Below are 26328 nucleotides of genomic sequence, written 5' to 3'. Positions count from 1 at the left end.
CGACCCTGAATCGCACCCGGGGACCCTGAGGGACGACCGGGGACGTTCCTGGTGGCGCCCGCGCGCACGCACGTGTGACGATCTCTGTGTGAGTCCGGACCCCCTGCGCGACGTCGACGGCTATCGCCGCGCGTACCGACCGGCGGACCGTCGCCTCGTCGGCGGTGTGTCGGCGGGGCTGGCCGAGCACCTCGGTGTCCCGGTGCTCTACGTGCGGCTCGCGTTCATCGTGGCGACCTGGGTGCAGGGCATCGGCGTCCTCGCGTACCTGCTGCTGTGGCGGTTCCTCCCGCTCAGGCGCCCCGACCTGTCACCCGGCCTGGAGTCCGCGACGCGTCGCGGCCTGCGCAGCCGCACCCGGACCGGGCCGACCGAGATCGCCCAGACGATCGCGCTGGGCGCGGTCGGCATCGGCGTCCTGCTGCTGATCCAGGCCACCGGCCGGGGCATCGGCGGGGGACTGTTCGCGCCGCTGCTCGTGGCCGTGGTGGGGCTCGCGGTCATCTGGCGCCAGTTCGACGACGTCGCGTGGGAGCGCTGGATGCGGCAGACCCGCGGCTGGGCGTTCGCCTCGCGCGTCGCGGCCGGGGCAGCCCTCGTCGCGCTCGCCGGGCTCTACTTCCTCGGCAAGGAGGGCGGCTGGGGGGCTGCGCTCAACCTGGCGTCGGCCCTGGTCATCGCGCTGCTCGGCATCGGCCTGATCCTCGGCCCGTGGATCTCGCGGCTGCTGGGCGACCTCGGCGAGGAGCGGCGGGAACGCGTGCGGTCGCAGGAGCGCGCCGACGTGGCCGCCCACCTGCACGACTCGGTGCTCCAGACACTGGCCCTGCTGCAGAAGAACGCCGGCGACGCCGCCACGGTCGCGACGCTCGCCCGCCGCCAGGAGCGTGAGCTGCGGGCCTGGTTGTACGGCGACGACGAGCAGGCCGGCGACTCGCTGGTCGGGGCGCTGCGCGCTGCCGCGGCCGACGTCGAGGACACCCACCGCGTGCCCGTCGAGGTCATCGCGGTCGGCGACGCCCCGCTCGACCCCGACGCCCTGGCCCTCGCCCGGGCGGCGAGGGAGGCGATGATCAACGCCGCGAAGCACGCCAAGGTCGACCGGATCGACGTCTACGCCGAGACGGACGGCCACACCGCCGACGTGTTCGTCCGCGACCGGGGCGTCGGGTTCGACCTGGCGACGATCGCCGGCGACCGCATGGGCGTCCGCGGGTCGATCGTCGACCGGGTCGAGCGCCACGGCGGGCTGGCGTCCATCCGCAGCAGCCCCGGCGAGGGCACCGAGGTCGCGCTCAGCGTCACCCTGCGCCCCCGCGAGTCCCCGAGCACCACCGCCACCCCCGAGCCCCCGTCCACCGAAGAGGAACCCTGATGACCACCCTGCGCGTCGCGATCGTCGACGACCACGCCATGTTCCGCACCGGTGTCCGCGCCGAGATAGACGGACCTGTCGACGTCGTCGCGGAGGCCGAGGACGTCGACAGCGCGGTGACGGTGATCGCCGCGACCCAGCCCGACGTGGTCCTGCTCGACGTCCACATGCCCGGAGGGGGCGGGCTCGAGGTCATGCGCCGGCTCCAGGCACGGCACCCCGGGACGAAGTTCCTGGCCCTCTCGGTGAGCGACGCGGCCGAGGACGTCATCGGCATCATCCGGGCCGGGGCCCGCGGCTACGTCACCAAGAACATCTCGGGCCCTGAGCTGCTCGACGCGATCGGCCGGGTCGCGGCCGGCGACGCGGTGTTCTCCCCGCGCCTGGCCGGCTTCGTCCTGGACGCGTTCGCCGGGACGATCGAGATCGCCCAGGTCGACGAGGACCTCGACCGCCTGACCGAGCGCGAGCGGGAGGTCATGCGCCTCATCGCCCGCGGCTACGCGTACAAGGAGGTCGCCAAGGAGCTGTTCATCTCGATCAAGACGGTCGAGACCCACGTCTCCAGCGTCCTGCGCAAGCTGCAGCTGTCCAGCCGCCACGAGCTCACCCGCTGGGCCAACGACCGCCGCCTCATCTGATCCGCGACTGGCGCCATCCGATCCGCGACTGGCGCCATCTGATCCGCGACTGGCGCAAGATGAAGGAAGTGGGACGGTGTGTCGTCCACTTCTGCGCCACTCGGGGGACGGTCTGCGCCACTCGCCGCCGCGCCGCCTGATCCCGGGTGCGACGGGGGGCACAATGGCTGTCGTGCAGGTGGACGTCCTCGGACCGGTGAGAGTGCGCGCCGACGATCGCTCGATCGATCTCGGCGGGCCGCGCAACCGCGCCCTCGTGGCACGCCTGGCCCTCGGTGGCGGCCGGCCGGTCAGCGCCGCGACGCTGATCGACGACCTGTGGGGCCCGGACGTGCCCGACGACCCGAAGGGCGCACTGCAGTCCGTCGTGTCCCGCACGCGTCGCCGGCTCCCGTCCGACGTCCTGGACTCGACGCCCGCGGGCTACGTCCTGCGCGGCACGACCGTGGACGCCGACGAGTTCGAGCGGCTCGTCGCCGCCGGACGCGCGGAGGAGGCCCTCGCGCTGTGGCGCGGTGAGCCGCTGGCCGATCTGACCGACCTGCCCTTCGCGGCTGCTGCCGCCCCACGGCTGCAGGAGCTGCGGCTGACCGCGATCGAGACGAGCCTGGAGTCCCGGGTGCGGATCGACCCTACGGTCGTCGCCGAGCTGGCCGAGCTGACCGCCGACCACCCCTACCGCGACGGCTTCTGGCGTCTCCACCTGACCGCCCTGGCATGCCACGGCCGGGCCAACGAGGCCCTCGCGGCGTACGAGCGCCTGCGGGCGTCCCTGGCCGACGACCTCGGCACCGACCCGTCGGCGGAGCTGCAGGAGCTGCACCTGTCGATCCTTCGCGGTGAGCAGGAGCCGCGCCGGTCGCACCCGTCCCTGCCCGCCGGGCTCACGTCGTTCGTCGGGCGGGAGACCGCGATCGCCGACCTGCGCTCCGCGCTCGAGGACCACCGGCTCGTCACGATCCTGGGCCCCGGGGGTGCGGGCAAGACCCGCCTGGCGATCGAGACCGCCCGCTCCGCGCTCGACCGCTTCGACGACGTCTGGCTCGCCGAGCTCGCACCGGTCACCGGCGAGGACGGCATCGTCCGGGCGATCCTGGCCGCGATGGGCCAGCTCGAGGTGGTCGTGCGGGACCGTACGCAGATCGCCCACCGGCTCGACGAGCGGGCGCGTCTGATCGAGGCGGTGCGCGACGTCCGCGGCCTGCTGCTGATCGACAACTGCGAGCACCTCGTCGACGGGGTCGCCCGGGTCACCGAGGACCTCCTCGAGCACGCCCCCCGGCTCCGCGTGATCGCGACCAGCCGCGAGCCGCTGCGCATCATCGGTGAGTACGCCTACCAGCTGCGTCCGCTCACGTCCCCGGGCGACGACGCGACTCCCGAGGAGGCCCTGCAGCACAGCGCCGTGGCGCTGTTCGTGCTGCGGGCTCGCGCGGTGGACCAGGCGTTCGTCCTCGACGCCGAGACGTTGCCGGCGGTGCGGGAGATCTGCCGCCGGCTCGACGGACAGCCGTTGGCGATCGAGCTCGCGGCCGCGCGTCTGCGGACCCTCACCGTCGCGCAGGTCGCAGCGCGGCTGGGCGACCGGTTCCGTCTGCTGACCGGTGGCAGCCGCACCGCGCTGCCCCGGCACCGCACCCTTCGGGCCGTCGTGGAGTGGAGCTGGGACCTGCTCGAGGACGCCGAGCGCGACCTCGTCGAACGGCTCGCGGTGTTCCCCGGGGGAGTCACGGTCGAGAGCGCGGCGGCGGTGGCGGCGCCGGGCGCGGACGTCGAGGCGCTGCTGGACTCACTCGCCGACAAGTCCCTGCTGGTCCCGGTCCGGGGCGAGCACACCCGCTTCAGGATGCTGGAGACGCTGCGGGAGTACGGGGTCGAGCGGCTGCTCGACCACGGCCTCGCCGAGTCGGTGCGCGACCTGCACCTCACGTACTTCGGCGACCTGGTGACGACCCAGTCCGTGCTGCTGCGGGGGCCCGGACAGGTCGCCGCGCTCGCCGCGATCGACGCGGACCACGGCAACGTGATGGCGGCGCTGCGCTTCGCGGTCGACCGGGGCGACCGCGCACGGGCGGGACGCCTGGTGGCGGGCCTGGCCATGTACTGGTCGATCCGCGACCAGCACATGGAGTCGTTCGCGTGGGGAGAGACCGTGCTCGGGCTGCCGGGCACAGCCGATCCGGCCAGCGAGATCTGCATGGAGGCGCTCGCGCTCAGCGGGCTGCTGCTCACGAGCCAGTTCGACACCAGCGACACCGCAGCCTGGCGCGAGCCGGCGGGGCGTCTGCTCGCCCTCTGGGACGAGCACCAGCCGGACGACCCGCTCGTCCACCTGGTCCTGGCCACGATGGGCCACCTCGGGGTGACCGGCGACCGGGTCCTCCCGGTGCCCGAGGACCCCTGGACCCGCGCGATGATCGACCTGATGCGGGTCGTGATGCTCGACAACGCCGGCCGCGTGGGGGAGACGGTCGACGTCATCTCCTCGACGATCGACGCGTTCCGCGAGCTGGGCGACCAGTGGGGCCTGGCGATGGCGCTCACCCAGCAGGCGACCGTCCAGACGCTCGACGGGGACGTCGACGGTGCGCTCGCGTCGTGGGCCGAGGCCGTCCCGCTGCTCGACGCGATGGGCGGGACGGAGGAGTGGGACCTGTCGTCGATCCGGATCGTCGAGCTCGAGCTCGCCCGCATGGACCCGTCGGACGCGGAGGAGCTGCGCCCGGGACTCGACGCGGCGCTGGAGCGCGCCCTCGGATCGGGGAGTCCTCGTGAGCAGGCGGTGGCCCGGACCAACCTGGCACACCTCGAGCACGTCCTGGGCCGGGAGTCGTCCGCGGCAGAGCACCTGCAGCACGTCCTGGCCGACATGGGAGGACGGACCGAGCTCGGCAGCGGCCAGCTGGAGGCCTGGATGCGCGCGCTGCTCGCGGTCGTCCTGGCCGGGAGCGGCGACCTGGCCGGCGCCGATCGTGAGCTGCTGGACGCCGCGAGCACCGGTCGGCGCACGCGGGACATGCCGGTGATGGCCGGGGTCGCCGTTGCGGCGGCGGTCGTCGCGCACCACCACGGTCAGGACAAGCGTGCCGCCCGGGTGCTGGGCGCGACCGAGGTCATCCGGGGACGGCCGGACCGGTCCAGCCGTGACATGCGGGACCTCTCCGCTGCGCTGGCCACGACCCTCGGCGCGGAGGTGTTCGAGGCGCTGCGGTCGGAGGGCTCGGCCATGACCCAGGAGGACGCGGTGGCGTTCGCACTCCCTGGTGGAGGCGCTCCGGCTGGGTCATGATGGGGCGATGAAGACTCTCGGGGCCGCCCTCCTGATCACCGTCGCCCTCACCGTGCCGACGGCCGGATCGACTGCCGTCGCGGCGGAGAAGCCACCGTCCGCGATCGTGCAGAAGAAGGTCATCGGCAAGACGGTGCAGGGTCGTGACATCGTCGCGTGGCGCCTCGGCACACCGTCGTCGAAGAAGAAGGTCCTGCTCATCGCGGCGATGCACGGCAACGAGACGGGGCCGACGCGGACGCTGCGGGCCCTGCGCGACGGGCGTCCGATCAAAGGTGCGGACATCTGGGTCGTGCCCGTCCTGAACCGCGACGGCGGGCCAAGGGCAAGCGGCAGAACGCCCGCGGTGTCGACCTCAACCGGAACTTCTCGACCGGGTGGCGCAAGAAGGGGGGCGCGACGTACTCGGGCCGCAAGGCGTTCTCCGAGCCCGAGACGAAGGCGATCCGCAGCTTCGCGAACAAGATCAAGCCCAGGTACACGATCAGCTTCCACCAGCCGCTGAACGGCATCGACATCCGCGACACCGGCAACAACAAGTGGGCCAAGCGGCTGGCCGCCGAGATCCGCCTGCCGAAGAAGGCCTTCGACTGCTTCTCGTCGTGCCACGGGACGTACTCGATGTGGGTCCGCAAGCACCACAAGAAGAGCGGTGTCATCACGGTCGAGATGCCACGCAAGCCGTCGCTCACGTACCTCACACGGACCGCGCCGCGCGCCGTCCTGCGCAGCATCAACGCCACCCGCTGACCTCGCGAGTGGCGCGGACCGACCCCCGAGTGGCGCAGATCTGGACGACTCGCCGTCCCACTTTCTTCAATCTGCACCACTCGCGGTCTTGGGGTGGGTCAGGCCTTGGTGCGGTAGGCCCGGACGGCCAAGGGGGCGAAGACCGCGAGGACCAGGCCGCTGGTGCCGAGGGCGATGAGCGCGTCCTGGGCGACCGGGCCACCCGTGAGCAGTCCACGCACCGCGTCGGTCAGGTGGGTGACGGGGTTGACGTCCACCCAGGCGCGCAGCCAGCCGGGCATCGTGTCGGCCGAGGCGAACATGCTGGAGCCGAACGTGAGGGGGAACAGCGCCAGGAAGCCGATGCCCTGCACCGATCCGGCCTCCCGCGTGATCATGCCCAGCCAGATCGCGACCCAGCACATGCACCAGGCGAACAGCAGCACCAAGAGGCAGGCGGCCAGCACCTTGACCGGCGACGTGCTGGGCCGGAAGCCCATGACGGTGCCGGCGACCATCGTCATGACGATCGTGAGCCCGTACCGCAGGCACTCGGCGATCGTCGCGCCCACCAAGGGCGCGGAGCGGGGGATCGGCAACGACCGGAACCGGTCGAAGACGCCATCCTTGATGTCGGTGTTGAGGTTGACGCCGACCGCGATCGTGCTGAACAGCACGGTCTGGATGAGGATGCCGGGCAGCACGAACTGCAGGTAGTCGTGGGTGGATCCGGCGATCGCGCCGCCCAGCACGTACACGAAGATGATCAGGAACAGCACGGGCTGCAGCGTCACGTCGAAGAACTGCTCGGGGTGGCGGACCATCTTCTTCACGGACCGGCCGGCCAGCGACAGCGAGTGCCGCAGCCAGGGCAGCGAGGAGGCGGGTCGCGGCTGCGCGACGGGGATGGCTGTGGTGGTCATCGGACCAGCTCCTTGTCGTTCTCGGTGGAGGACGCCGGTGCGGCGCCCTGACCCGTGAGGGTGAAGAAGACCTCGTCGAGGCTCGGCAGGCTCAACGAGATCTCCGTGAGCGGGATGCTTCGGGACGCCAGCTCGACGACGACCGACGTGAAGTCCTCCTCGGCCTCGATCGGCGCGGACAGCACCCCGCGGGCCGGCTCGTCGACCGGACGTCCCGTGATGCGGCTGATGATCGTGCGGATCTGCGCGGTGTCGCCCACCTCGGCGGGCCGCACCTGCAGGGAGCGTCCGCCGACGATCTGCTTGAGCTCGGACGCGGTGCCGTTCGCGATGACGAGGCCGCGGTCGATCACGGTGATGGCGTCGGCGAGGGCGTCGGCCTCCTCGAGGTACTGGGTGGTCAGCAGGACGCTCGTGCCCTCGGCAGCGAGCAGCCGCACGAGGTTCCACACGTCGTCGCGCTTGCTCGGGTCCAGCCCCGTGGTCGGCTCGTCGAGGAAGATCACCGCGGGACGGCCGACGAGGCTCGCCGCCAGGTCGAGGCGCCGGCGCATGCCGCCGGAGTACGTCCGGATGCGCCGGTCGCCCGCCTCGGTCAGGCCGAACTGCTCGAGCAGCTCGCGGGCCCGGGCCCGGGCGTCGGGACGGGTGAAGTCGAGCAGCCGGGCGAAGAGCTCGAGGTTCTCGCGGCCGGTCAGCTGCTCGTCGACCGAGGCATACTGCCCGGTCAGGCCGATGGACCGGCGGACGGCGTTCGGGTCCTTGAGGACGTCGTGGCCCGCGACGATCGCGGTCCCGGAGTCGGGCCGCAGGAGGGTCGCGAGGATGCGGACGGCGGTCGTCTTGCCCGCGCCGTTGGGCCCCAGGACCCCGAGGACGGAGCCTTCCGGGACGGACAGGTCGATGCCGTCGAGGGCGATGGTGTCGCCGTAGCGCTTCGTGAGCGACTCGGCGTGGATGGCGTTGGTCATGGCTCGACCGTGCCCACCCCGGCTGGCAGGCCGCTGTCATCGTGCTGACCGGCGCTGACAGCGAACCCTCGCGAGGTCCCGGTCGCGGGTCTAGCCTGTGGGCATGGACGAGCCTCATCTGATCGTGATCTTCGGTGCCACGGGTGACCTGGCCCGCCGCAAGCTCCTGCCGGGTGTCATGCACCTGCTGCAGTCCGGGCTGGTGCCGGACTCGCGCATCCTGGGCGTCTCGATGGACGACTTCGACGACGACAGCTTCCGCACGTTCGCGGCGGAGGCGTACCGCGAGTTCAGCACGCGCGAGGTCGACGAGGAGAAGTGGCGCAACTTCGCGCCCAAGCTCTCGTACGTCAACGTGAAGGACGGTGCCGAGGGCCTTGCGAAGGCCGCGGCGGGTCTGGAGGAGGAGCTCGGCGGCAACCCCCGCCGGCTGCACTACCTGAGCGTCCCGCCCAAGGCCGCGCTGGACGTCGTGCACACCCTCGACGAGGCGGACCTGGTCGAGCGGTCACGGATCATCATGGAGAAGCCGTTCGGCACCGACCTGGCCAGCGCGAAGGCGCTCAACGCCGAGCTGCACGAGGTGTTCGACGAGCAGCAGATCTTCCGGATCGACCACTTCCTGGGCAAGGAGGCGGCGCTCAACATCTTGGCGTTCCGCTTCGCCAACGGCTTGTTCGAGCCGATCTGGAACCGCAACTTCATCGACCACGTGCAGATCGACGTCCCCGAGACGCTGTCGGTGGCCGGCCGGTCCGGCTTCTACGAGGGCACCGGGGCGTTCAAGGACATGGTCGTGACCCACCTGTTCCAGGTGCTCGCCTTCATGGCGATGGAGCCGCCCACCTCCCTGGACTCGGACTGGATCTCGGAGGAGAAGAACAAGGTCTTCCGCTCGATGATGCCCATCGACCCGCACCACGTCGTGCGCGGCCAGTACCAGGGCTACCGCGACGAGGAGGGTGTCGCCTCGGACTCCGAGACCGACACGTTCGTCGCGCTGAAGGCCGAGATCGACAACTGGCGGTGGGCCGGCGTCCCGTTCTACCTGCGCACGGGCAAGAAGCTGGCCGAGGGGGCGCGGGTCATCTCGATCGCGTTCCGCGAACCGCCCAAGAGCATGTTCCCGGCGGGATCGGGGGTCGGGCTGGCCGGGCCGGACCACCTCACGTTCGACCTCGCGGACTCGTCCCGGATGTCGCTGTCGTTCTACGGCAAGCGCCCGGGCCCGGGGCTGCGGCTGGACAAGCTCAGCATGCAGTTCGCGATGCAGGAGACCGAGCGGGCCGGTGAGGTGCTGGAGGCGTACGAGCGGCTGATCTACGACGCGATGCGCGGTGAGCGGACCCTCTTCACGACGGCCGAGGGCATCGAGCGCCTCTGGGAGGTCTCCGAGCCGCTACTGAACGACATGCCGCCGGTGCGGCCGTACCAGCAGGGCACGTGGGGACCGAACGCGATCCACCAGCTCATCGCGCCGCGAGCGTGGCGGTTGCCGTTCGAGCGCAGCTGGCGCAAGCCGAACACCAACGCGGAGTAGCTATGCGTCCGGGTTCTCGCGCTTCGCGCGCTTGTCGATGACGTCGTGCCCGGGCAGCCGGGGCGGCGCCTCGTGCGACCGGTCGCGGCTCCCGGCCCCGGTCAGGGCGAGGCCGATGAGGACGAGGCCCGCGAGGAGCAGCAGGAGGAGGACGAAGGTGAACGACACCTGCCCACGGTATCCGGTCGTGCCAATCGCGATGAGGCGCACCGCATGAGCGGGGGAGAGCGGACGTCGACCTTCGTCAGGCGGCAGACGCGCCGGAAGGTCGCGCTGGAGGTGCTCAGCCTCGCGGTCCCGATCTCGTCGGCGGTGTTCTTCTCGGGGGCGCTCATCGCCGGATGGTCGTGGCGGATCAGCTCCGTCGTGGCACTGCTGACAGCAGTGGGGCTGTTCGCGTACTGGGCCTGGCACCGCAGCGTCCATCCCGCGGACATCGAGCCGCCGCCCGCCGAGGACCCCGACGAGGCGGCCGATGACGACGACGGGCGGTGGGACTGGTTCACGGTCCTCCTGCTCGTCGTGGGCGTCATCGGGGTGGTGGTCGTGGGTCTCGTGGGCAGCTTCGTCGTGCCGCTGCTGGTGATCCTCCTGTTCTGGCTCACCAGCAGCGGTGCTGACGTCGGGGACGTGGCCGGCGCGACGATCGCGATGCTGGGGGTCTCGTGCGTGCTGGAGCTCGCGATCGTGCTGCCGCTGTGCAGGCGCTGGAACCTGGATCCCGAGGCGAAGCCCCGCTCGCGGGACGAGTTCTGCCCGAAGCCCGATGGTTCCTGAGCAGTGCGGCGGTCAGGAGGTCCAGTGCCGCTCGACCAGGCGCAGGGCCTCCTGCTGGGAGAGCCCCTGCCGTCGGGCCAGCCGGGCGTACGCCTGCGCGGCCGCGTCGGACTCCGCGTCGTCCAGCCGGCGGCTCGCGATGAAGGTCCCGGCGCGTCCGTGCGTCTCGATGACGCCGTCGACCTCGAGCGCGCGGTAGGCCTTGGCGACCGTGTTGGTCGCGAGGCCGAGCGTCTCGGCCAGGGCGCGGACCGTCGGCAGCCGGTGACCGGCCGGGAGCCGCCCGTCGTCCGCCTGCTCCGCGACCTGACGTCGCAGCTGCTCGAACGGCGGCTCGGCGCCGGTGGCCTCGATCGTGACGTCGAGGCTCATCGCTCCAGCACCACCATCGGGAACGGCCGCCCCGCCGCGTCGTGCTCACGGCGACGCACCTCGACGAACCCCTGCGAGCGGTAGAAGCCGACGCCGGTCTCGTTGCCCGCGTAGACCTCGACGCTCGTGGCACCCACGTGGGCCAGCAGCCGTGTGCCCAGGCCGTGGGCGTGGAACGGCGGGTCGACGTACAGCAGCTCGACGTGGGTGCCGTGGGCGCCGACGAACGCGATCGGCTCGCCGTCGTCCTCCACGAGCCAGACGTCCATCGAGGGCAGGTACGCGTCGCGGATGAAGGGCCGCATGCCGGCGATCTCGGCGTCGCCCATGAACGCGTGGGACGACCGGGCGGCGCGCTCCCACACGTCGGTGAGGGCGTCGAGATCGCTCTCCCCGGCCTGCCTGATGCCGCGCGCGGGGTCCATGGAACGCGAGTCTACGTTCGCTGGAACCCCCGCCCCCGATGTCGGGTGCGGCAACTAGGCTGGAAGGCACGATGACGTTGCCGTTCCCTGTGCCCTCTGCCGCCTCCCCGACGCCCGCCGATGCGCGGCGTCCCCGCTCCGAGACCCTGCTGGAGGGGCTCAACGACGCGCAGCGGGCGGCCGTGTCGCACCCGGGCGGTCCGTTGCTCGTGGTCGCCGGTGCCGGATCGGGCAAGACCCGGGTGCTGACCCGGCGGATCGCCTGGCTCATCGCGGCGCGGGGCGCCCATCCCGGCTCGATCCTGGCCATCACGTTCACCAACAAGGCAGCCGCCGAGATGCGCGAGCGCGTGGCCGATCTCGTGGGGCCGCGGGCCCGGATGATGTGGGTCTCGACGTTCCACTCCGCGTGCGTGCGCATCCTGCGCCGCGAGGCGACCAAGTTCGGCTTCACGTCGTCGTTCACGATCTACGACTCGGCCGATCAACGGCGCCTGATGACCATGATCTGCCGCGACATGGACCTGGACCCCAAGAAGGTCAACCCCCGCGCGGTGCTCAACTGGATCTCCAACCTCAAGAACGAGCTGGTCGACCACGAGTCCGCCGCGGGCAAGGCGACCAACCCCACCGAGGAGCTGTACGCCGAGGCGTACAAGACCTACCAGGGGCGCCTGCAGGCCGCGAATGCGATGGACTTCGACGACCTCATCATGAACACGGTCCACCTCTTCCAGGCCTGGCCGGACGTCCGCGAGACGTACCGCCGCCGGTTCCGGCACATCCTGGTCGACGAGTACCAGGACACCAACCACGCGCAGTACGCCCTCATCAAGGAGCTCACCGACGAGGAGTCCGACCTGCTGGTCGTGGGTGACTCCGACCAGTCGATCTACGCGTTCCGCGGCGCCAACATCCGCAACATCCTGGAGTTCGAGGACGACTTCCCCAACGCCGCGACGATCCTGCTCGAGCAGAACTACCGCTCGACCCAGACCATCTTGACCGCGGCCAACGCGGTCATCAGCCGCAACGAGGGCCGCCGCGACAAGCAGCTGTGGTCCGCCGAGGGCGACGGGGAGAAGATCGTCGGCTACGTCGGCGACGACGAGCGCGACGAGGCGCAGTTCATCGCCGACGAGGTCGACAAGCTCGTCGACTCCGGCGAGTTCTCCTCCAAGGACGTCGCGATCTTCTACCGCACCAACGCGCAGAGCCGCGTGTTCGAGGAGGTGTTCATCCGCGTCGGCCTGCCCTACCGCGTCGTCGGCGGTGTGCGCTTCTACGAGCGCAAGGAGATCAAGGACGCCCTCGCGTACGTCCGGGTGCTGGTCAACCCGCGCGACACGGTCTCGCTGCGCCGCATCATCAACGAGCCCAAGCGAGGCATCGGCGATCGCGCCGAGGCATCCATCCAGCGCCTGGCGACGATGCACGACATCAGCTTCTGGGAGGCGCTGACCCGTGCGCAGGAGGCCCCCGACCTGGCCACCCGCTCCCTCAACGCGATCCAGGCGTTCACGACCGTCATGAGCGAGCTCATGGAGATGGCCGACTCCGGGGCGCCGGCCGACGCGGTGCTGGAGGCCGCGCTGACCCGCAGCGGCTACCTCGGCTCGCTCGAGCAGAGCTCGGACCCGCAGGACGAGACCCGCGTGGAGAACCTCGCCGAGCTCGTCGCGGTGGCCCGGGAGTTCGTCGTCGGGGCCAGCACGGTCGACGAGGACACCGAGGAGGAGACGGACGACGATCGTCCCGCCGCAGTCGAGGCGATCCCGGACGAGCCGAGCCTCGGTGTGGGCTCGCTCGCAGCGTTCCTCGAGCAGGTCGCGCTCGTCGCCGACGCCGACCAGATCCCCGACGAGGGTGACGGGGTCGTCACGCTGATGACCTTGCACACCGCCAAGGGCCTGGAGTTCCCGGTCGTGTTCCTCACCGGTCTCGAGGACGGCGTGTTCCCGCACATGCGCTCGATGGCCGACAACAAGGAGCTCGAGGAGGAGCGCCGCCTCGCCTACGTCGGCATCACCCGGGCCCGGTCGCGGCTGTACGTGACCCGTGCGACGACCCGCTCGGCCTGGGGCGCCCCGTCCTACAACCCGGCGTCCCGGTTCCTCGACGAGCTGCCCGACCCCCTCGTGGAGTGGCGCCGGCTCGCCTCGCCTCCCACGCAGTGGACGCCGAGCCAGCCGTCCGCGACCGCGCAGTCGTCCTTCCGCACGTCCAACGTCGCCGCGCGCTCCAGGAAGGCCGATCGGGAGATCATCTCGCTCGCGCCGGGCGACCGGGTCAGCCATGACAGCTTCGGGCTCGGCACCGTGATCACAGTCGAGGGCCAGGCGGAGAAGTCCGTGGCCTCGGTCGACTTCGGCTCGCAGGGCGTCAAGCGCCTGCTGCTGCGCTACGCGCCGGTCGAGAAGCTCTGACCACGGCGGGGCGCCGGGCGTCCTCGCGCACGACCCTGCGGCGCTGCGCGCTGGGCGGCGTCAGGGAGTGACGTTGTGCGCGGCGAGCGCGGCGTACGGGTCGATCGGTCCGCCGCCGGCCGGGTGCACCTCGAGGTGCAGGTGCGGGCCGGTGACGTTGCCGGTCGAGCCGGAGTAGCCGATCGTGTCGCCCGCGCCGACGGTGTCGCCGGGGGAGACGGAGATCTTGCTCTGGTGGCAGTACCAGATCTCGGTGCCGGCGTCCGGGCCGTTGGTCAAGGTGATGACCGTGCGGTTGCCGTAGGCGCCCTCGTAGCCGGTCGACTTCACCGTGCCGGCGGCGACCGAGACGATCGTGCTGCCGGCGGGACCCGCGAAGTCCAGGCCGGTGTGGGTCGTCGACCACAGGCCGCTGCGCTGACCGAACCGGGCGGTCAGGTGGTAGCCGGTGACCGGCAGCACCCACTGACGGGCCTTCAGCTTGGTCTTGAGCTGCTTGTCGACGCTCGCAGCGAGCTCGCGCTGCTCCTGCTGCGCGGCCTGCACCTGCGCGGCCTGCGCCTTGGTCTGCTTGAGCTGCGCGGTGCGGTTGAAGTCGCGGCTGACGTCGACGTCACCGCCGGCCGCCTCGTCCGGACCCGTGTAGCTCTGCGAGATGGTCTGGTACTTGTCTGCCTTCAGCGAGTTGGCGTCCGTGTTGCCGCCGACGACCGCAGAACCAAAAGCAGCCAGGATCAGTGCACACGCACCGGCCATGGCTGGAGTGGGGGTGAAACGCTTGCGGGACCTGCGTCGCTGGGCGGCACGTTTGCCGGCCACGCGGGTAGGGGTCTCCTGACGGACGTCAAGTCGGCGTTTAGGCGCAGACGAAGTCACGCAGAAAACCTCCGGGGGGTGAAGACAGGAACTCGCCGAGCCTAGCCCACCGGCGGGTGGCGGGGAAACCGAATTCGTCCAGGTGCCGTCAGAAATGCGGTTCCCCGCGGGGGCAGGGCTCAAACTGTGAGCGCACTCACCGCTGTGGGAGCATCGATCCATGGCCAGGAACCGCATCGTCGTGGGGTCATTCGGCGCCGACACCCGCCTGGCCGCGATCGCGCACCGGCTGCGCGACGAGGGGCACGAGGTCGTGCTCGTCGGGGGCGGGCAGTCCGCCGAGCAGCTCGCGCGCACCGCGGTCGCCGAGGACGCGTCCCGTCTCGTCGTTGACGGGGACGACAGCGACCTGGAACGCCTCCGGGCCCTCTGCGCCGAGCTGGGTGTCGCCGCCCCCGAGCTGGGTACAGGGTCTGACGAGATGGCTACAGGGTGTGACGCAGCCAACGCTCGTGAACGCTGAGTTAACGGCTAGAGTCGCACAGGCTCATTTGTGGCGGCCTTCGGCCGACCGCGAGTGCAGCGGAACTTCCAACTGAGGACGGAACACACCGTGGATTTGATGGAATACCAGGCGAAGGAGCTCTTCGCCAAGCATGGGGTCGCGACGACGCTCGGCGTTGTCGTCCAGACCGCCGACGAGGCCAAGAACGCAGCTGAGCAGATGGGTGGCGTCACCGTCATCAAGGCTCAGGTCAAGGCCGGAGGCCGCGGCAAGGCAGGCGGCGTCAAGATCGCCAAGACCCCCGAGGACGCCTTCGAGCACGCCTCCAACATCCTGGGCATGGAGATCAAGGGCCTCACGGTCAACCGTGTGCTCGTCACGCCCGCGACCCCGCCGGTCGAGGAGTACTACTTCTCCTTCCTGCTGGACCGCTCGAACCGCAGCTACCTCTGCATCGCTAGCGTCGAGGGTGGTGTGGAGATCGAGGAGGTCGCCAAGACCAACCCCGAGGCCGTGCGCCAGATCCCGATCGACGCCGGCACCGGTGTCGACGAGGCCAAGGCCCGCGCGATCGTCGAGGAGGCCAAGTTCCCCGCCGAGCTCGCCGACCAGGCCGTGGCCATGGTCCAGGCGCTGTGGAAGGTCTTCGTGGAGGAGGACGCCACGCTCGTCGAGGTCAACCCGCTCGCCCGTCTCGAGGGCGACAAGCTCGAGGCGCTCGACGGCAAGGTCTCGCTGGACGAGAACGCCTCCGAGGTGCGTCACCCCGAGCACGAGGAATTCGTCATCCACGAGGAAGCCGATCCGCTCGAGGCGAAGGCCAAGGCGAAGGGCCTCAACTACGTGAAGCTCGACGGTGAGGTCGGCATCATCGGCAACGGCGCGGGACTCGTCATGAGCACCCTCGACGTCGTCGCGTACGCCGGTGAGAAGCACGGCAACGTCAAGCCCGCGAACTTCCTGGACATCGGCGGAGGAGCGTCGGCCGAGGTCATGGCCAACGGCCTGGACGTCATCCTGAACGACCCGCAGGTCAAGAGCGTGTTCGTGAACGTCTTCGGCGGCATCACGTCCTGCGACGCGGTCGCCAACGGCATCAAGGGCGCTCTCGAGCTCCTCGGTGACGAGGCCTCCAAGCCGCTGGTCGTCCGCCTCGACGGCAACAACGTCGAGGAGGGTCGTGCGATCCTCAACGAGCTCAACCACCCGCTCGTCACCCAGGTGGACACGATGGACGGCGCGGCCGACAAGGCCGCCGAACTGGCGAACGGCTAAGGGGCAGACATGGCAATCTTTCTGACCAAGGACTCCAAGGTCATCGTCCAGGGCATCACCGGCGGCGAGGGCTCCAAGCACACCGCCCGCATGCTCGCAGCCGGCACGGATGTCGTCGGTGGCGTCAACGCACGCAAGGCCGGCACGACGGTCGAGCACAAGGACGCCGACGGCAACACCGTCGAGCTCCCCGTGTTCGGCTCGGTCGCCGAGGCCATCGAGAAGACGGGCGCCGACGTGTCGGTCGCCTTCGTCCCGCCGGCGTTCACCAAGGACGCCGTCATCGAGGCCATCGACGCCGAGATCGGCCTGCTGGTCATCATCACCGAGGGCGTGCCGGTCCAGGACAGCGCCGAGTTCTGGGCGTACGCCCAGGGCAAGAAGACGCGCATCATCGGCCCGAACTGCCCCGGCATCATCACGCCGGGCGAGGCGCTCGCGGGCATCACGCCGGCGAACATCGCCGGCTCGGGTCCGATCGGTCTCGTCTCCAAGTCGGGCACGCTGACCTACCAGATGATGTTCGAGCTGCGCGACTTCGGCTTCTCGACCGCCATCGGCATCGGCGGCGACCCGATCATCGGCACGACGCACATCGACGCCCTCGAGGCGTTCGAGGCCGACCCCGAGACCAAGGCGATCGTGATGATCGGCGAGATCGGTGGAGACGCCGAGGAGAAGGCCGCGGCCTACATCAAGGCCCACGTCACCAAGCCGGTCGTCGGCTACGTGGCCGGCTTCACCGCCCCCGAGGGCAAGACGATGGGCCACGCCGGCGCCATCGTGTCCGACGGTGCGGGCACCGCACAGGGCAAGAAGGAAGCCCTCGAGGCTGCCGGCGTCAAGGTCGGCAAGACGCCGTCCGAGACCGCTGACCTCATGCGGGAGATCCTCAAGGGTCTGTAGGACCTCACGGCGAGAGCCCCCGGCGCGTTGGTTGCGCCGGGGGCTCTCGTGCGTCCGGGGCCGGAACACCGACCGGGGGGACCGGTCCTCAGTCCGCTGGGTCGCTCAGGGGGTGGGGGTGGTCTGCGTCGGCTCGGCGTACTTGAGGCGCGTCCCGGCCCGGGTGGCGATCTGGATGAACTCGCGCTTGGTGATGTCGTACGCACCGGCCGGGGTGAACGTCACCTGGGCGACGTACTTGCCGCGACGGATGATGGCCGTGCGGTAGTAGACCCGCTTCTTGCTCTTGTCGGAGATCTCGAAGCTGACCCGCCAGGCGCGTCCGGAGAAGGCCGGGTTGTTGATCACGGCGTCCTGCTTGGTGCGCGCGGACAGGATCTTGTCGTCGCACGACCTGATGCGCTTCTCGACGGTCCTCACGAACGCCTTGGCCTGTCCGCCCGAGCGGAACTGCGCCACGGTCTCGGCGACGCCGAACTCCTTGGGCAGGTTGTCGGCCTGGTAGAGCACGTAGATGCGCGAGTCGGCCGCCCTGACGCCCTTGCGGGTGAAGTCGGCCTTGTCGCACAGGGTGGCCGCCGGGTTGTTGCGCGGGTCCACGCGGGCCGCGGCCCAGACCTTGTCGATGTCGGCGATGGGCGGCAGGTCGACGATGCCGAGGAACGACGGGGCCTCGGACGTCGCAGGGGGATCGGTGCGCATGACCTGGATCGACTGGGAGCACTCGCCGCCGCTGTCCTTGCAGACCTTCGCGACCGAGTCGTTGAGCGTACGGGCGAACGTCTCGATGCTGGGGCCCTTGACGCCGTCCACCTCGTGCACGAGCGTGCTGGTGATCGTGCCGGAGTGGCTGAACCCGACGGTGAACGTGCGCTGCGGCTCACGGTGCGAGCGCAGCTTGAGGATCTGGAAGTCGCCGAAGGGACGCTTGACCGTGTAGGCCGCCACGAGCTCGACGCGGGGGTGCTCGCAGTCGGCGTACCACTGCACGAGCCGCCGGTACGAGGCCGTGGCCACCTTCTCGCTGGAGGAGACCTCGATCGCCTGGGCGACGCGCTCGGTGGTCGCGCCGGCGGCGGTGAACGTGCGGACGAAGACCTTCTCGGGGTCCGGGTCGGCGAACCGCTTGGTGGGACAGGTCGCGTAGGGCGTCGTGTTCTTGACGTCCTCGTCGGTGCTCTCGACCTTCCACGTGCGGGCCGGGTCGAGGGCGCTGACCTGCTTGGCCGACAGCAGGTTGTCGGCGCTCACCTCGCGGGCGTCGAGCTTGACGGGGGTCTCGTCGCCGAACTTCTGGCGGGTCGGCAGCTCGCCGCTGGTCGCGAGGGCGTCACCGTCGGTCGCGACGAAGCCGCCGCCGACGATCAGGGCAAGCGCTGCGGCGACGAGCAGGATGGTGTTGCGCCGGCGACCGCGCCGGGCCGCGCTGCGGACGTCCGTCGCGGAGGGGACGGACAGGGACTCGGTGGCCGCCGACAGGCCGTGCATGCGGCGCTCGATCGCGTCGATGCCCTCGCCGAGGGCCTCCTCCAGCGCCGCGAGGGCCGTCGTGACGTTCTCGATGCCTTCCTCGGCGGGCAGGCCGACCTCGCGGGAGGCCTCCTCGAGATCGGTGTTGCCCAGCGTCATCAGGACGATGAGGCGGCGGTCGTCGACCGCGAGGTTGTGCAGCGCCGTCAGCAGGGCGGTGTCGCTGTCGTCCTCGTTGCGCTTGCGCAGCGGGTGGGTGCCGCGGCTGAGCGCCGTGAGCTTCCACGCCTCGGTGCGGACGTACGAGATGGGGTCGCGATCGCGGATCTTGGACCAGTCGCGCCAGGCCCGCCGGTACGCGTCGACAGTCGCCTCGTACGCGACCTGTCGGTCGCCGCAGACGGCGTAGGTGACCTGGACCACCTCGGCGAAGGTCGAGGAGTAGAAGTTGTCGAATTCGTCGACGCGGGTCATCTCCTGCCTCCTTCGGCGTTCGGCGTGCCTGTGTGCGACGCGCCAACTTTACAGGGGATGATGAAGTGGTGTCCGAGCCCGCTGAGTCGTCCTACCTCCGGCCGGCCTTCCTGACCGCCGTTGTCGCCGCCCTCGTCTCGATCGGTGCCTCCGCCGTGCTGGTGCTGCTGGCCCGCGGCGTGTCCGACCTGTCCGTGACGTCGGTCGCCCGGGCGAGCGTCCGGACCTGGCTCGTCGCGATGGGATCGGGCATCGACGCCGGCCCGGTCTCCATCGGTCTCGTCCCGGTGGGCGCGACGCTCGTCTGCCTCGCCGTGGTGGCGGGAGTGGCCAGCTGGATCGTGTCCGACCCGCTGCATGACCTCGCGGCGTTCGCTGCGTCGTCCGCGGGGGCGTACGGCGTCATCGCGGGCCTGGCGGCGACGGTGACGAACGCCGGCGGGGTCGACGTGTCCTCCGTGCGGGCGGCCGTCGCGGCGTTCGTGGTCGGCGGGCTGGGCGCCGCGATCGGCTCCATCCGCCGGCACGGCGACGCCGAGCGGTGGTGGTTCACGTCGTCCGAGGACGTCCGAGCCGTCGTCCGGGCCGCGGTGCCCGGCGTCGCGGCCGTGCTGGTCAGCGCGACGGCGGTCGTGGCGGTGCTGCTGATCCGCGGCGTCGCCCGCGGAGGGGACCTGTGGGCGCTGCTGGACCCCGGACCGGGTGGCGGGATCGTGCTCGGCCTGGGCTCCCTGCTCGCGGTGCCGACCCTCGTCCTGTGGACGACCTCGGTCCTGCTCGGTCCCGGCTTCGCGCTCGGGACCGACACCTCGGTGGACCTCACCGGTGCGCAGCTGGGCCAGGTGCCCGGCTTCCCGCTGCTGGCCGGCCTGCCGTCGCCGGGGGAGTTCCCCGAGTGGGTCTTCGTGCTGGGCCTCGTCCCGCTGCTCGCCGGCGTCCTGTGCGGCTGGCGGCTCGTGCCCGGGACGCGCGAGGGCGTCCTGGCACGGCTCGCGCTCGGCTGCGCCGCCGGCGCGCTGGCCGGATTCGCCCTCGGCGTGCTGGTCGCCCTGTCGCGCGGCGCGATCGGTCCGGGCCGGATGGCCGACGCCGGACCGCCGCTCCTGACCCCGTTGCTGGTGGCCGTGCCCGTCATGGCGGTGGGCGGCGCGATCGGCGCGGTGCTCAACCACTATCGTGGTGGCCGTGCCTCCCGCCCCTCGGACACCAGCGAGACTGGTCGTCCTCGTGTCTGGCAGCGGCACGAACCTGCAGGCGCTGATCGAGGCGTCCACGGATCCTGAGTACGGCGCGACGATCGTCGCGGTCGGCGCCGACCGCGACGGCATCGAGGGCCTGGCCCGCGCCGAGCGCCACGACATCGAGACCTTCGTGCTCCGCACGTCGGAGTTCGAGGACCGTCCGGCCTGGGACGTCGCACTCGCCGACAAGGTCGCGTCGTACGACCCCGACCTCGTCGTCCTCGCCGGGTTCATGAAGCTCACGGGGCCCGCCTTCCTGGCGCTGTTCGGCGGACGCACGCTCAACACCCACCCGGCGCTGTCGCCGTCCTTCCCCGGCATGCACGGACCGCGGGACGCCCTCGCGTACGGCGTCAAGGTCACCGGCGCGACCCTCTTCGTCGTGGACGAGGGCGTCGACACCGGCCCGATCGTGGCCCAGGTCGCGGTGCCCGTGCTGGACGGCGACGACGAGAGCTCCCTGCACGAGCGGATCAAGACGAGCGAGCGCGCCATGCTGGTCGAGTGGGTCGGCACCCTGGCGCGAGAAGGCTTCCACCTCGAGGACCGGGCCGTGCGGCCCGGCCCGGACCACCCCTGACGAAAGAGCTGGCATGACAGACGCAACTCGCCCCCTGAAGCGCGCCCTGGTCTCGGTCTACGACAAGACCGGCCTCGAGGACCTGGCCCGCGACCTCCACGCGGCCGGCGTCTCGATCGTGTCGACCGGCTCGACGGCCAAGACCATCGAGTCGGCCGGTGTGCCGGTCACTCCCGTCGAGGAGCTCACCGGCTTCCCCGAGTGCCTGGACGGTCGTGTCAAGACGCTGCACCCCCGGGTGCACGCCGGCATCCTCGCCGACCTGCGACTCGAGTCCCACGTCGAGCAGCTGGCCGAGCTCGACATCGAGCCCTTCGACCTGGTGATCGTCAACCTCTACCCGTTCCGCGAGACCGTCGCGTCCGGCGCGACGCCTGACGAGTGCGTCGAGCAGATCGACATCGGCGGACCGTCGATGGTGCGGGCTGCCGCGAAGAACCACCCGAGCGTCGCCGTGGTCGTCTCACCGAGTGCGTACGACGACGTCCGTGCCGCGATCGCAGCCGGCGGCTTCACCTTCGAGCAGCGCAAGCGCCTCGCCGGTCGGGCCTTCGCGCACACCGCGGCGTACGACGTCGCGGTGTCGTCGTGGTTCGACTCCGACTACGCGCCCGATCTCGTGTCGCCCTGGCCCGCGGACATCCGTGAGACGTGGACGCTGTCCTCGACGCTGCGCTACGGCGAGAACCCGCACCAGCAGGCCGCGCTCTACACCGACGGCACGGGCGGGCTCGCCGCCGCCGAGCAGCTGCACGGCAAGGAGATGAGCTACAACAACTACGTCGACACCGATGCCGCCTGGCGCGCCGCGTTCGACCACGACCGTCCGGCCGTCGCGATCATCAAGCACGCGAACCCCTGCGGCATCGCGGTCGGCACGGACGTCGCCGAGGCGCACGCCCGGGCGCACGCCTGCGATCCGGTCTCGGCCTTCGGTGGGGTCATCGCCGCGAACCGCCCGGTCACCGTCGCGATGGCCGAGCAGGTCGCGGAGGTGTTCACCGAGGTCATCGTCGCCCCCGACTACGAGCCGGGCGCCGTGGAGATCCTCCAGGGCAAGAAGAACATCCGCATCCTGCGCTGCCCCGTGCAGCCGGGCATCGCGACCGAGACCCGCGCCATCAGCGGCGGCCGCCTGGTGCAGCAGCGCGACCTGGTCGACGCCCCCGGTGACGACCCGTCCACCTGGACGCTCGCGGCCGGCGAGGCCGCCGACGAGGCGACCATGGCCGACCTGGTGTTCGCCTGGACCGCGTGCCGTGCGGTGAAGTCCAACGCGATCCTGCTCGCCAAGGACGGCGCCTCGGTCGGCGTCGGCATGGGTCAGGTCAACCGCGTCGACTCGTGCCGACTCGCGGTCGAGCGGGCCGGGAGCGAGCGCGCGACCGGTGCCGTGGCGGCCTCCGACGCGTTCTTCCCCTTCGCGGACGGCCTGCAGGTGCTGCTCGACGCGGGGGTGAAGGCCGTCGTCCAGCCGGGCGGATCCGTCCGCGACGACGAGTCGATCGCCGCGGCCAACGCCGCCGGCGTCACGATGTACGTCACCGGCACCCGGCACTTCTTCCACTGATCCGATGTCGTCACGGCTGACCGGCGCGATGCTGATCGCGCTGTCGGCCGCGGCGTTCGGGTCGATGGCCATCTTCGGGGTGTGGGCGCACGACGACGGGATCGACACCCCGGCGCTGATCCTCGTGCGGTTCGCCCTGGCCTCGCTGGTCCTGGTCGGCGTGATGCGGGTGCGCGGTGTCGCGCTGCCCCCGCTGCGGCGGTGCGCACCCGTGGCCGCGATGGGCGGCATCGGGTACGTCGGGCAGTCGTACTGCTACTTCCTTGCGCTCGAGCACGCCCAGGCGAGCCTCGTCGCCCTGCTCCTGTACCTCTTCCCGGCCTTCGTCGCGGTGCTGGCGGCGGTCTTCCTGCGTGAGCGCATCTCGGCGGTGACGGCCGGCGCCCTGGTGCTGGCCCTGGCCGGCACCGCGCTGGTCGTCGGTGGGGGGACCGGACGGCCGCTGGGGATCGTGCTCGGGATCGGCGCTGCGGTGGTCTACTCGATCTACATCACGGTCGGGTCGGTCGTGACCGGTGGGATGGACGTCGTCGCAGTAGCGACGATCGTCTGCGTCGCCGCGACGGGGGTGTGCGGGACGATCGTGCTGATCCTCTGGGCCACGGGCCGCCCGCCGGCGTTCCCGTCCAGCGCGACGGGATGGGCCGATCTGCTCGCGATCGCCGTCATCTGCACCGTGGTGGCCATCCTGGCCTTCTTCGCCGGGCTGGCGCTGCTCGGACCGACCTCGGCGTCCGTGCTGTCGACGCTCGAGCCCGTCGTGACCGTCGCCCTCGCGACGTGGCTGCTGCAGGAGACGCTCAGCGGGGTCCAGCTCGTCGGCGGGGTGCTGGTGCTCGGGGCCGTGGCGTGGCTGGCGCTCAGCCACCGTGGGCCTGTGGAGTCGGCGCCGCCCGGGCTGCGGCTCAGGCCGGGCCGCGACTGAGGGAGGCGAGGGTGCGGTCGACCTCGAGGGGACCGAGGGCGTGCGCCGCGACGAGGTCGCGGACGGCAGCGGTCAGGATGCGCGCCTCCTCGTCCTCGCCGTAGATGGCCGCCTGTCGGCGCACGGCCGTGCCGACGACGAGTGCGACGATCGCGGCGGCGAGGCGCTGGGGCTCGTCGATGCCCAGCTGCTCGAGCACGCTCGTGGCGAGGGCCTCCAGCGACGTCATGGCCGCCCGTGCGACGTCGTGGAGCTCGGGCTCGCGTGCGGCGGCGAGGAAGATCGACAGCTCGACGGCCGCGACCTCCGGGCCACGGTGGGCGAAGACGCCGCCCATGAACGTCGCCGCCTCGTCCAGGCTGACGGACACGTCGATGTCGATCTGGGACAGGGCGTCCAGCTCGGCGGTCCACTGCTGGATGTGCGAGCTCAGCGCCTCGCGGATGAGCTCGTCGATCGACTCGAAGTAGTACGTCGTGGTCGCCGGTGGCAGGCCGGCACGGGCGGCGACGGCCCGATGCGTGATCGCGCGCGACCCGCCCTCGGTGAACAGGTCGATGGCTGCGGCGAGCAGCTCGTCCCGGCGCGCGCGACTGCGTTCCTGTGACAGCTGGGCACGGGTGACCATCGATGCTCCCTCGACCTTTGACGTCCGCTCGACAGGCTGGAGTTGCTCCAGCCATTCCCCCGGAGACGAGTGTAGGCGCCGACAGGGCCGCCGCCCGTCGCCTGTTTGCAGGGGTGGACATGAAAGACTCGACCCGTGACAGCGCAGATCCTCGACGGCAAGGCGGCCGCGGCCGCGATCAAGGGCGAGCTCCGGGAGCGGGTGACTGCGCTCCGGGAGAAGGGCGTCGTGCCCGGCCTCGGCACGATCCTGGTCGGCAACGACCCCGGGAGCCAGTGGTACGTCGCAGGCAAGCACCGCGACTGCGCCGAGGTCGGCATCGAGTCGATCCGTGTCGACCTGCCCGAGACCGCGACCCAGGCCGACGTCGAGTCCGCGATCGACCAGCTCAACGCGGATCCCGCCTGCACCGGCTACATCCTGCAGCTCCCGCTCCCGAGGGGCCTGGACGAGAACGCCGCGATCGGCCGCATCGATCCCGACAAGGACGCGGACGGGCTGCACCCGACCAACCTCGGCTGGCTGGTGCTGGGCAAGGAGGCGCCGCTGCCGTGCACGCCGCGCGGCATCATCGAGCTGCTGCGCCGCCACGACGTCCCGATCGCTGGCCAGCACGTCGTGGTCGTCGGTCGCGGCATCACGGTCGGTCGTCCCATGGGCCTGCTCCTGACCCGCCGTACCGAGAACGCCACCGTGACGCTCTGCCACACCGGCACCCGGGACCTCGCCGCGGAGGTCCGCCGTGCGGACATCGTCATCGCCGCGGCCGGCGTCCCGGGCATCATCCGCGCCGACATGGTCAAGCCCGGTGCCGCGCTGCTCGACGTCGGCGTGAGCCGGGACGCGAACGGCATCGTCGGCGACGTGGATCCCGCAGCGTACGAGGTCGCAGGCTGGATCTCGCCCAACCCCGGTGGCGTGGGACCGATGACCCGCGCCCTGCTGCTGGCGAACGTCGTCGACACCGCCGAGCGTCTCAACCCGTGAGGGGACCCCGCAGCCGCGGCTCGCAGCTCTACCTGCTGCAGCTGCTGGTCGTGCTGGTCGGGCTCGTGCTCGTCGTGGCCGGACCGTGGCGTGCGGGGATCCTGGCGATCGGCGTCGCCTTCGTCGTGGGCGCACTGGCCCGGTCGGTCGTGCCGATCGACCACACCGGCATGCTGCGGGTCCGCGGCAAGGCGTTCGACATCTTCTGGATGACGACCCTGGGTGCGGCGCTGATCGTCCTCGCCTGGGTCATCCCGGGCCAGCCCGGCTGACCCCGGAGACGCCAGTGGCGCAGCACCGCTGGAGTCCTCGTGGGACACCAGCCGCACTGCGCCACTCGCAGGGACCTGGGGGTCGGCTCAGATGAGGCCGAGCTCCTTGACCGCGTCGCGCTCCTCGATGAGCTCGGCGGCCGTCGCGTCCATCTTGCCGCGCGAGAACTCGTCGATCTCGAGGCCCTGGACGATCTCCCAGTCACCGTTCTTGGTCGTGACGGGGAACGAGTAGATCAGGCCCTCGGGGACGTCGTACGAGCCGTCGGAACGGACCGCCATCGACGCCCAGTCCCCCTCGGGGGTGCCGTGCAGCCAGTCGCGGGCGGCGTCGATCGTGGCGGACGCTGCGGAGGCGGCCGAGGACGAGCCGCGGGCCTCGATGATCGCGGCGCCACGCTTGGCGACGGTCGGGATGAAGTCGTTCTCGATCCAGGCCTGGTCGCCCACCGTCTCGGCAGCGTTCTTGCCGGCGATCTCGGCGTGGAAGATGTCCGGGTACTGGGTCGCGGAGTGGTTGCCCCAGATCGTGACCTTCTTGATGTCCGACACGGCCGAGCCGGTCTTCGCAGCCAGCTGCGAGATGGCCCGGTTGTGGTCCAGGCGCGTCAGCGCGGAGAAGCGCTCGGCCGGGATGTCGGGGGCGTTGCTCATCGCGATCAGCGCGTTGGTGTTGGCCGGGTTGCCGGTGACACCGATGCGGACGTCGTCGGCCGCGACCTTGTTGAGCGCCTGGCCCTGCGCGGTGAAGATCGCGCCGTTGGCGGACAGCAGGTCGCCGCGCTCCATGCCCGGGCCGCGGGGGCGCGCGCCGACGAGGAGGGCGAGGTTGACGCCGTCGAAGATCTTCTCGGCGTCGTCGCCGATCTCGACACCCGCGAGGGTCGGGAACGCGCAGTCGTCGAGCTCCATGACGACGCCCTCGAGCGCCTTCAGCGCCGGGGTGATCTCGAGCAGCTGCAGCTGGATCGGGGTGTCAGGACCGAGCAGCGAACCGCTGGCGAGTCGGAAGAGGAGGCTGTAGCCGATCTGGCCGGCCGCGCCGGTGACGGCGACCTTGACGGGGGTTGTGCTCACGAGAGGTGCTCCTTGAACGGTGCGGAAATCTGGGAGATACCTTCCGAAAGTAGCGCAGACTCCTCCCACGGGTGCTCCGGGGGCGGTGCGGGTGTCCGTGACCGTCGGGGCCCTTCGGGCCGCCGGAGGGGACG

Annotated in this window: 25 protein-coding genes and 1 pseudogene; 17 read left to right on the top strand and 9 right to left on the bottom strand. The window is 71.1% G+C overall.

The features are described from left to right. Positions 1-88: 88 nt before the first annotated feature. From C3E78_RS14405 to C3E78_RS14390, 5 genes and pseudogenes are all read left to right on the top strand, one after another. A complete protein-coding gene (locus tag C3E78_RS14405) occupies positions 89-1375 on the top strand; it encodes an ATP-binding protein (RefSeq protein WP_235833638.1) in 1287 nt (428 codons plus the stop codon). Then, positions 1375-2016, top strand: a complete 642-nt coding sequence (locus C3E78_RS14400; RefSeq protein WP_108579549.1) for a response regulator — start codon at positions 1375-1377, stop codon at positions 2014-2016. Before C3E78_RS14405 ends, C3E78_RS14400 begins: the two co-directional genes overlap by 1 nt. Before the next feature lie 172 nt (positions 2017-2188). Then, complete coding sequence (locus C3E78_RS14395) at positions 2189-5305, top strand: ATP-binding protein (protein ID WP_159085905.1); 3117 nt, start codon at positions 2189-2191, stop codon at positions 5303-5305. A gap of 7 nt (positions 5306-5312) precedes the next feature. Next, a pseudogene (locus C3E78_RS18800) lies at positions 5313-5561 on the top strand (M14 family zinc carboxypeptidase); the annotation flags it as partial. Next, positions 5462-6055 (top strand): M14 family zinc carboxypeptidase, encoded by a 594-nt coding sequence (locus tag C3E78_RS14390; RefSeq protein WP_108579545.1) that lies wholly within the window; start codon positions 5462-5464, stop codon positions 6053-6055. The pseudogene C3E78_RS18800 and the gene C3E78_RS14390, both read left to right, overlap by 100 nt. A gap of 98 nt (positions 6056-6153) precedes the next feature. On the opposite strand, the gene C3E78_RS14385 is transcribed toward C3E78_RS14390, so the two are convergent. Together C3E78_RS14385 and C3E78_RS14380 are read right to left on the bottom strand one after the other, a co-directional pair. Next, entirely contained in the window at positions 6154-6957 is an 804-nt protein-coding gene (locus tag C3E78_RS14385) for an ABC transporter permease (RefSeq protein ID WP_108579543.1), read from the bottom strand. Then, positions 6954-7928, bottom strand: coding sequence for an ATP-binding cassette domain-containing protein (locus tag C3E78_RS14380; protein ID WP_108579541.1), 975 nt, complete (start codon positions 7926-7928; stop codon positions 6954-6956). Before C3E78_RS14380 ends, C3E78_RS14385 begins: the two co-directional genes overlap by 4 nt. Positions 7929-8031: 103 nt before the next feature. On the opposite strand from C3E78_RS14380, the gene zwf reads away from it, so the two are divergent. Next, entirely contained in the window at positions 8032-9468 is a 1437-nt protein-coding gene (gene zwf / locus C3E78_RS14375) for a glucose-6-phosphate dehydrogenase (protein WP_108579539.1), read from the top strand. Here zwf and C3E78_RS14370 read toward each other — a convergent pair whose 3' ends face one another. After that, positions 9469-9636: a hypothetical protein gene (locus C3E78_RS14370; protein ID WP_159085904.1), complete on the bottom strand. Its 168-nt coding sequence runs from the start codon at positions 9634-9636 to the stop codon at positions 9469-9471. 45 nt (positions 9637-9681) lie between these two features. Here C3E78_RS14370 and C3E78_RS14365 point away from each other — a divergent pair, with 45 nt between their 5' ends. Further along, positions 9682-10245 carry a hypothetical protein gene (locus C3E78_RS14365; protein ID WP_108579535.1) on the top strand — a complete coding sequence of 188 codons (564 nt, stop codon included), beginning with the start codon at positions 9682-9684 and terminating at the stop codon, positions 10243-10245. Between the two features lie 12 nt (positions 10246-10257). On the opposite strand, the gene C3E78_RS14360 is transcribed toward C3E78_RS14365, so the two are convergent. Together C3E78_RS14360 and C3E78_RS14355 are read right to left on the bottom strand one after the other, a co-directional pair. After that, positions 10258-10617, bottom strand: a complete 360-nt coding sequence (locus C3E78_RS14360; protein WP_108579533.1) for a GntR family transcriptional regulator — start codon at positions 10615-10617, stop codon at positions 10258-10260. Beyond that, a complete protein-coding gene (locus C3E78_RS14355) occupies positions 10614-11042 on the bottom strand; it encodes a GNAT family N-acetyltransferase (protein ID WP_108579531.1) in 429 nt (142 codons plus the stop codon). The genes C3E78_RS14360 and C3E78_RS14355 overlap by 4 nt, the downstream gene beginning before the upstream one ends. 71 nt (positions 11043-11113) lie before the next feature. Here C3E78_RS14355 and pcrA point away from each other — a divergent pair, with 71 nt between their 5' ends. Then, on the top strand, positions 11114-13468 hold the full coding sequence (gene pcrA / locus C3E78_RS14350) for a DNA helicase PcrA (protein ID WP_108579529.1): 2355 nt from the start codon (positions 11114-11116) through the stop codon (positions 13466-13468). A gap of 60 nt (positions 13469-13528) precedes the next feature. Here pcrA and C3E78_RS14345 read toward each other — a convergent pair whose 3' ends face one another. Beyond that, positions 13529-14287, bottom strand: coding sequence for a M23 family metallopeptidase (locus tag C3E78_RS14345; protein WP_199906834.1), 759 nt, complete (start codon positions 14285-14287; stop codon positions 13529-13531). A 217-nt stretch (positions 14288-14504) separates the two neighbouring features. On the opposite strand from C3E78_RS14345, the gene C3E78_RS14340 reads away from it, so the two are divergent. The 3 genes from C3E78_RS14340 to sucD all read left to right on the top strand — a co-directional run bounded on the left by C3E78_RS14340 (position 14505) and on the right by sucD (position 16970). Beyond that, entirely contained in the window at positions 14505-14807 is a 303-nt protein-coding gene (locus C3E78_RS14340; protein WP_108579525.1) for a hypothetical protein, read from the top strand. Positions 14808-14897: 90 nt separating this feature from the next. Further along, positions 14898-16064, top strand: a complete 1167-nt coding sequence (sucC, locus tag C3E78_RS14335) for an ADP-forming succinate--CoA ligase subunit beta (RefSeq protein WP_108579523.1) — start codon at positions 14898-14900, stop codon at positions 16062-16064. A gap of 9 nt (positions 16065-16073) precedes the next feature. Then, complete coding sequence (gene sucD, locus C3E78_RS14330; protein WP_108579521.1) at positions 16074-16970, top strand: succinate--CoA ligase subunit alpha; 897 nt, start codon at positions 16074-16076, stop codon at positions 16968-16970. Between the two features lie 105 nt (positions 16971-17075). Here the strand turns inward: sucD and C3E78_RS14325 are convergent, their stop codons facing one another. Then, on the bottom strand, positions 17076-18914 hold the full coding sequence (locus C3E78_RS14325; RefSeq protein ID WP_108579519.1) for a SigE family RNA polymerase sigma factor: 1839 nt from the start codon (positions 18912-18914) through the stop codon (positions 17076-17078). Positions 18915-18982: 68 nt separating this feature from the next. On the opposite strand from C3E78_RS14325, the gene C3E78_RS18355 reads away from it, so the two are divergent. Genes C3E78_RS18355 through C3E78_RS14305 form a run of 4 tightly spaced genes read left to right on the top strand, consistent with a single transcriptional unit; the run spans position 18983 to position 23230 of the window. Beyond that, positions 18983-20197 carry a cell division protein PerM gene (locus tag C3E78_RS18355; protein WP_159085903.1) on the top strand — a complete coding sequence of 405 codons (1215 nt, stop codon included), beginning with the start codon at positions 18983-18985 and terminating at the stop codon, positions 20195-20197. After that, the gene (purN, locus tag C3E78_RS14315) at positions 20142-20735 is read left to right on the top strand and encodes a phosphoribosylglycinamide formyltransferase (protein WP_235833637.1); all 594 of its coding nucleotides are present in this window, start codon (positions 20142-20144) and stop codon (positions 20733-20735) included. Before C3E78_RS18355 ends, purN begins: the two co-directional genes overlap by 56 nt. 13 nt (positions 20736-20748) lie before the next feature. After that, positions 20749-22305, top strand: coding sequence for a bifunctional phosphoribosylaminoimidazolecarboxamide formyltransferase/IMP cyclohydrolase (gene purH / locus C3E78_RS14310; protein ID WP_108579515.1), 1557 nt, complete (start codon positions 20749-20751; stop codon positions 22303-22305). 4 nt (positions 22306-22309) lie between these two features. Next, the gene (locus C3E78_RS14305) at positions 22310-23230 is read left to right on the top strand and encodes a DMT family transporter (protein ID WP_108579513.1); all 921 of its coding nucleotides are present in this window, start codon (positions 22310-22312) and stop codon (positions 23228-23230) included. Here the strand turns inward: C3E78_RS14305 and C3E78_RS14300 are convergent. Continuing rightward, on the bottom strand, positions 23211-23858 hold the full coding sequence (locus C3E78_RS14300; RefSeq protein WP_108579511.1) for a TetR/AcrR family transcriptional regulator: 648 nt from the start codon (positions 23856-23858) through the stop codon (positions 23211-23213). The genes C3E78_RS14305 and C3E78_RS14300 overlap by 20 nt on opposite strands. A gap of 135 nt (positions 23859-23993) precedes the next feature. On the opposite strand from C3E78_RS14300, the gene C3E78_RS14295 reads away from it, so the two are divergent. Both C3E78_RS14295 and C3E78_RS14290 read left to right on the top strand, forming a co-directional pair. Beyond that, positions 23994-24845, top strand: a complete 852-nt coding sequence (locus C3E78_RS14295) for a bifunctional methylenetetrahydrofolate dehydrogenase/methenyltetrahydrofolate cyclohydrolase (RefSeq protein WP_108579509.1) — start codon at positions 23994-23996, stop codon at positions 24843-24845. Then, entirely contained in the window at positions 24842-25117 is a 276-nt protein-coding gene (locus C3E78_RS14290; RefSeq protein ID WP_159085902.1) for a DUF3017 domain-containing protein, read from the top strand. The genes C3E78_RS14295 and C3E78_RS14290 overlap by 4 nt, the downstream gene beginning before the upstream one ends. 87 nt (positions 25118-25204) lie before the next feature. On the opposite strand, the gene C3E78_RS14285 is transcribed toward C3E78_RS14290, so the two are convergent. Further along, positions 25205-26194 (bottom strand): malate dehydrogenase, encoded by a 990-nt coding sequence (locus C3E78_RS14285; protein ID WP_108579507.1) that lies wholly within the window; start codon positions 26192-26194, stop codon positions 25205-25207. Positions 26195-26328: the final 134 nt, after the last annotated feature.

It is taken from the genome of Aeromicrobium chenweiae, assembly GCF_003065605.1.
Taxonomy (GTDB): Bacteria; Actinomycetota; Actinomycetes; order Propionibacteriales; family Nocardioidaceae; genus Aeromicrobium; species Aeromicrobium chenweiae.
The sequence above is the reverse complement of the archived record's forward strand: the minus strand, read 5'-3'. Positions and strand labels throughout refer to the sequence as shown.

Bases quoted from the DNA above. Each gene is read 5' to 3' on its own strand.
- C3E78_RS14325 (WP_108579519.1), bottom strand. From the start codon at position 18,914: ATGACCCGCGTCGACGAATTCGACAACTTCTACTCCTCGACCTTCGCC.
- C3E78_RS14360 (WP_108579533.1), bottom strand. From the start codon at position 10,617: ATGAGCCTCGACGTCACGATCGAGGCCACCGGCGCCGAGCCGCCGTTC.
- C3E78_RS14400 (WP_108579549.1), top strand. From the start codon at position 1,375: ATGACCACCCTGCGCGTCGCGATCGTCGACGACCACGCCATGTTCCGC.
- purH (WP_108579515.1), top strand. From the start codon at position 20,749: ATGACAGACGCAACTCGCCCCCTGAAGCGCGCCCTGGTCTCGGTCTAC.
- C3E78_RS14355 (WP_108579531.1), bottom strand. From the start codon at position 11,042: ATGGACCCCGCGCGCGGCATCAGGCAGGCCGGGGAGAGCGATCTCGAC.
- C3E78_RS14300 (WP_108579511.1), bottom strand. From the start codon at position 23,858: ATGGTCACCCGTGCCCAGCTGTCACAGGAACGCAGTCGCGCGCGCCGG.
- pcrA (WP_108579529.1), top strand. From the start codon at position 11,114: ATGACGTTGCCGTTCCCTGTGCCCTCTGCCGCCTCCCCGACGCCCGCC.
- C3E78_RS14365 (WP_108579535.1), top strand. From the start codon at position 9,682: ATGAGCGGGGGAGAGCGGACGTCGACCTTCGTCAGGCGGCAGACGCGC.
- C3E78_RS14385 (WP_108579543.1), bottom strand. From the start codon at position 6,957: ATGACCACCACAGCCATCCCCGTCGCGCAGCCGCGACCCGCCTCCTCG.
- C3E78_RS14305 (WP_108579513.1), top strand. From the start codon at position 22,310: ATGTCGTCACGGCTGACCGGCGCGATGCTGATCGCGCTGTCGGCCGCG.
- C3E78_RS14340 (WP_108579525.1), top strand. From the start codon at position 14,505: ATGGCCAGGAACCGCATCGTCGTGGGGTCATTCGGCGCCGACACCCGC.
- C3E78_RS14380 (WP_108579541.1), bottom strand. From the start codon at position 7,928: ATGACCAACGCCATCCACGCCGAGTCGCTCACGAAGCGCTACGGCGAC.
- zwf (WP_108579539.1), top strand. From the start codon at position 8,032: ATGGACGAGCCTCATCTGATCGTGATCTTCGGTGCCACGGGTGACCTG.
- sucD (WP_108579521.1), top strand. From the start codon at position 16,074: ATGGCAATCTTTCTGACCAAGGACTCCAAGGTCATCGTCCAGGGCATC.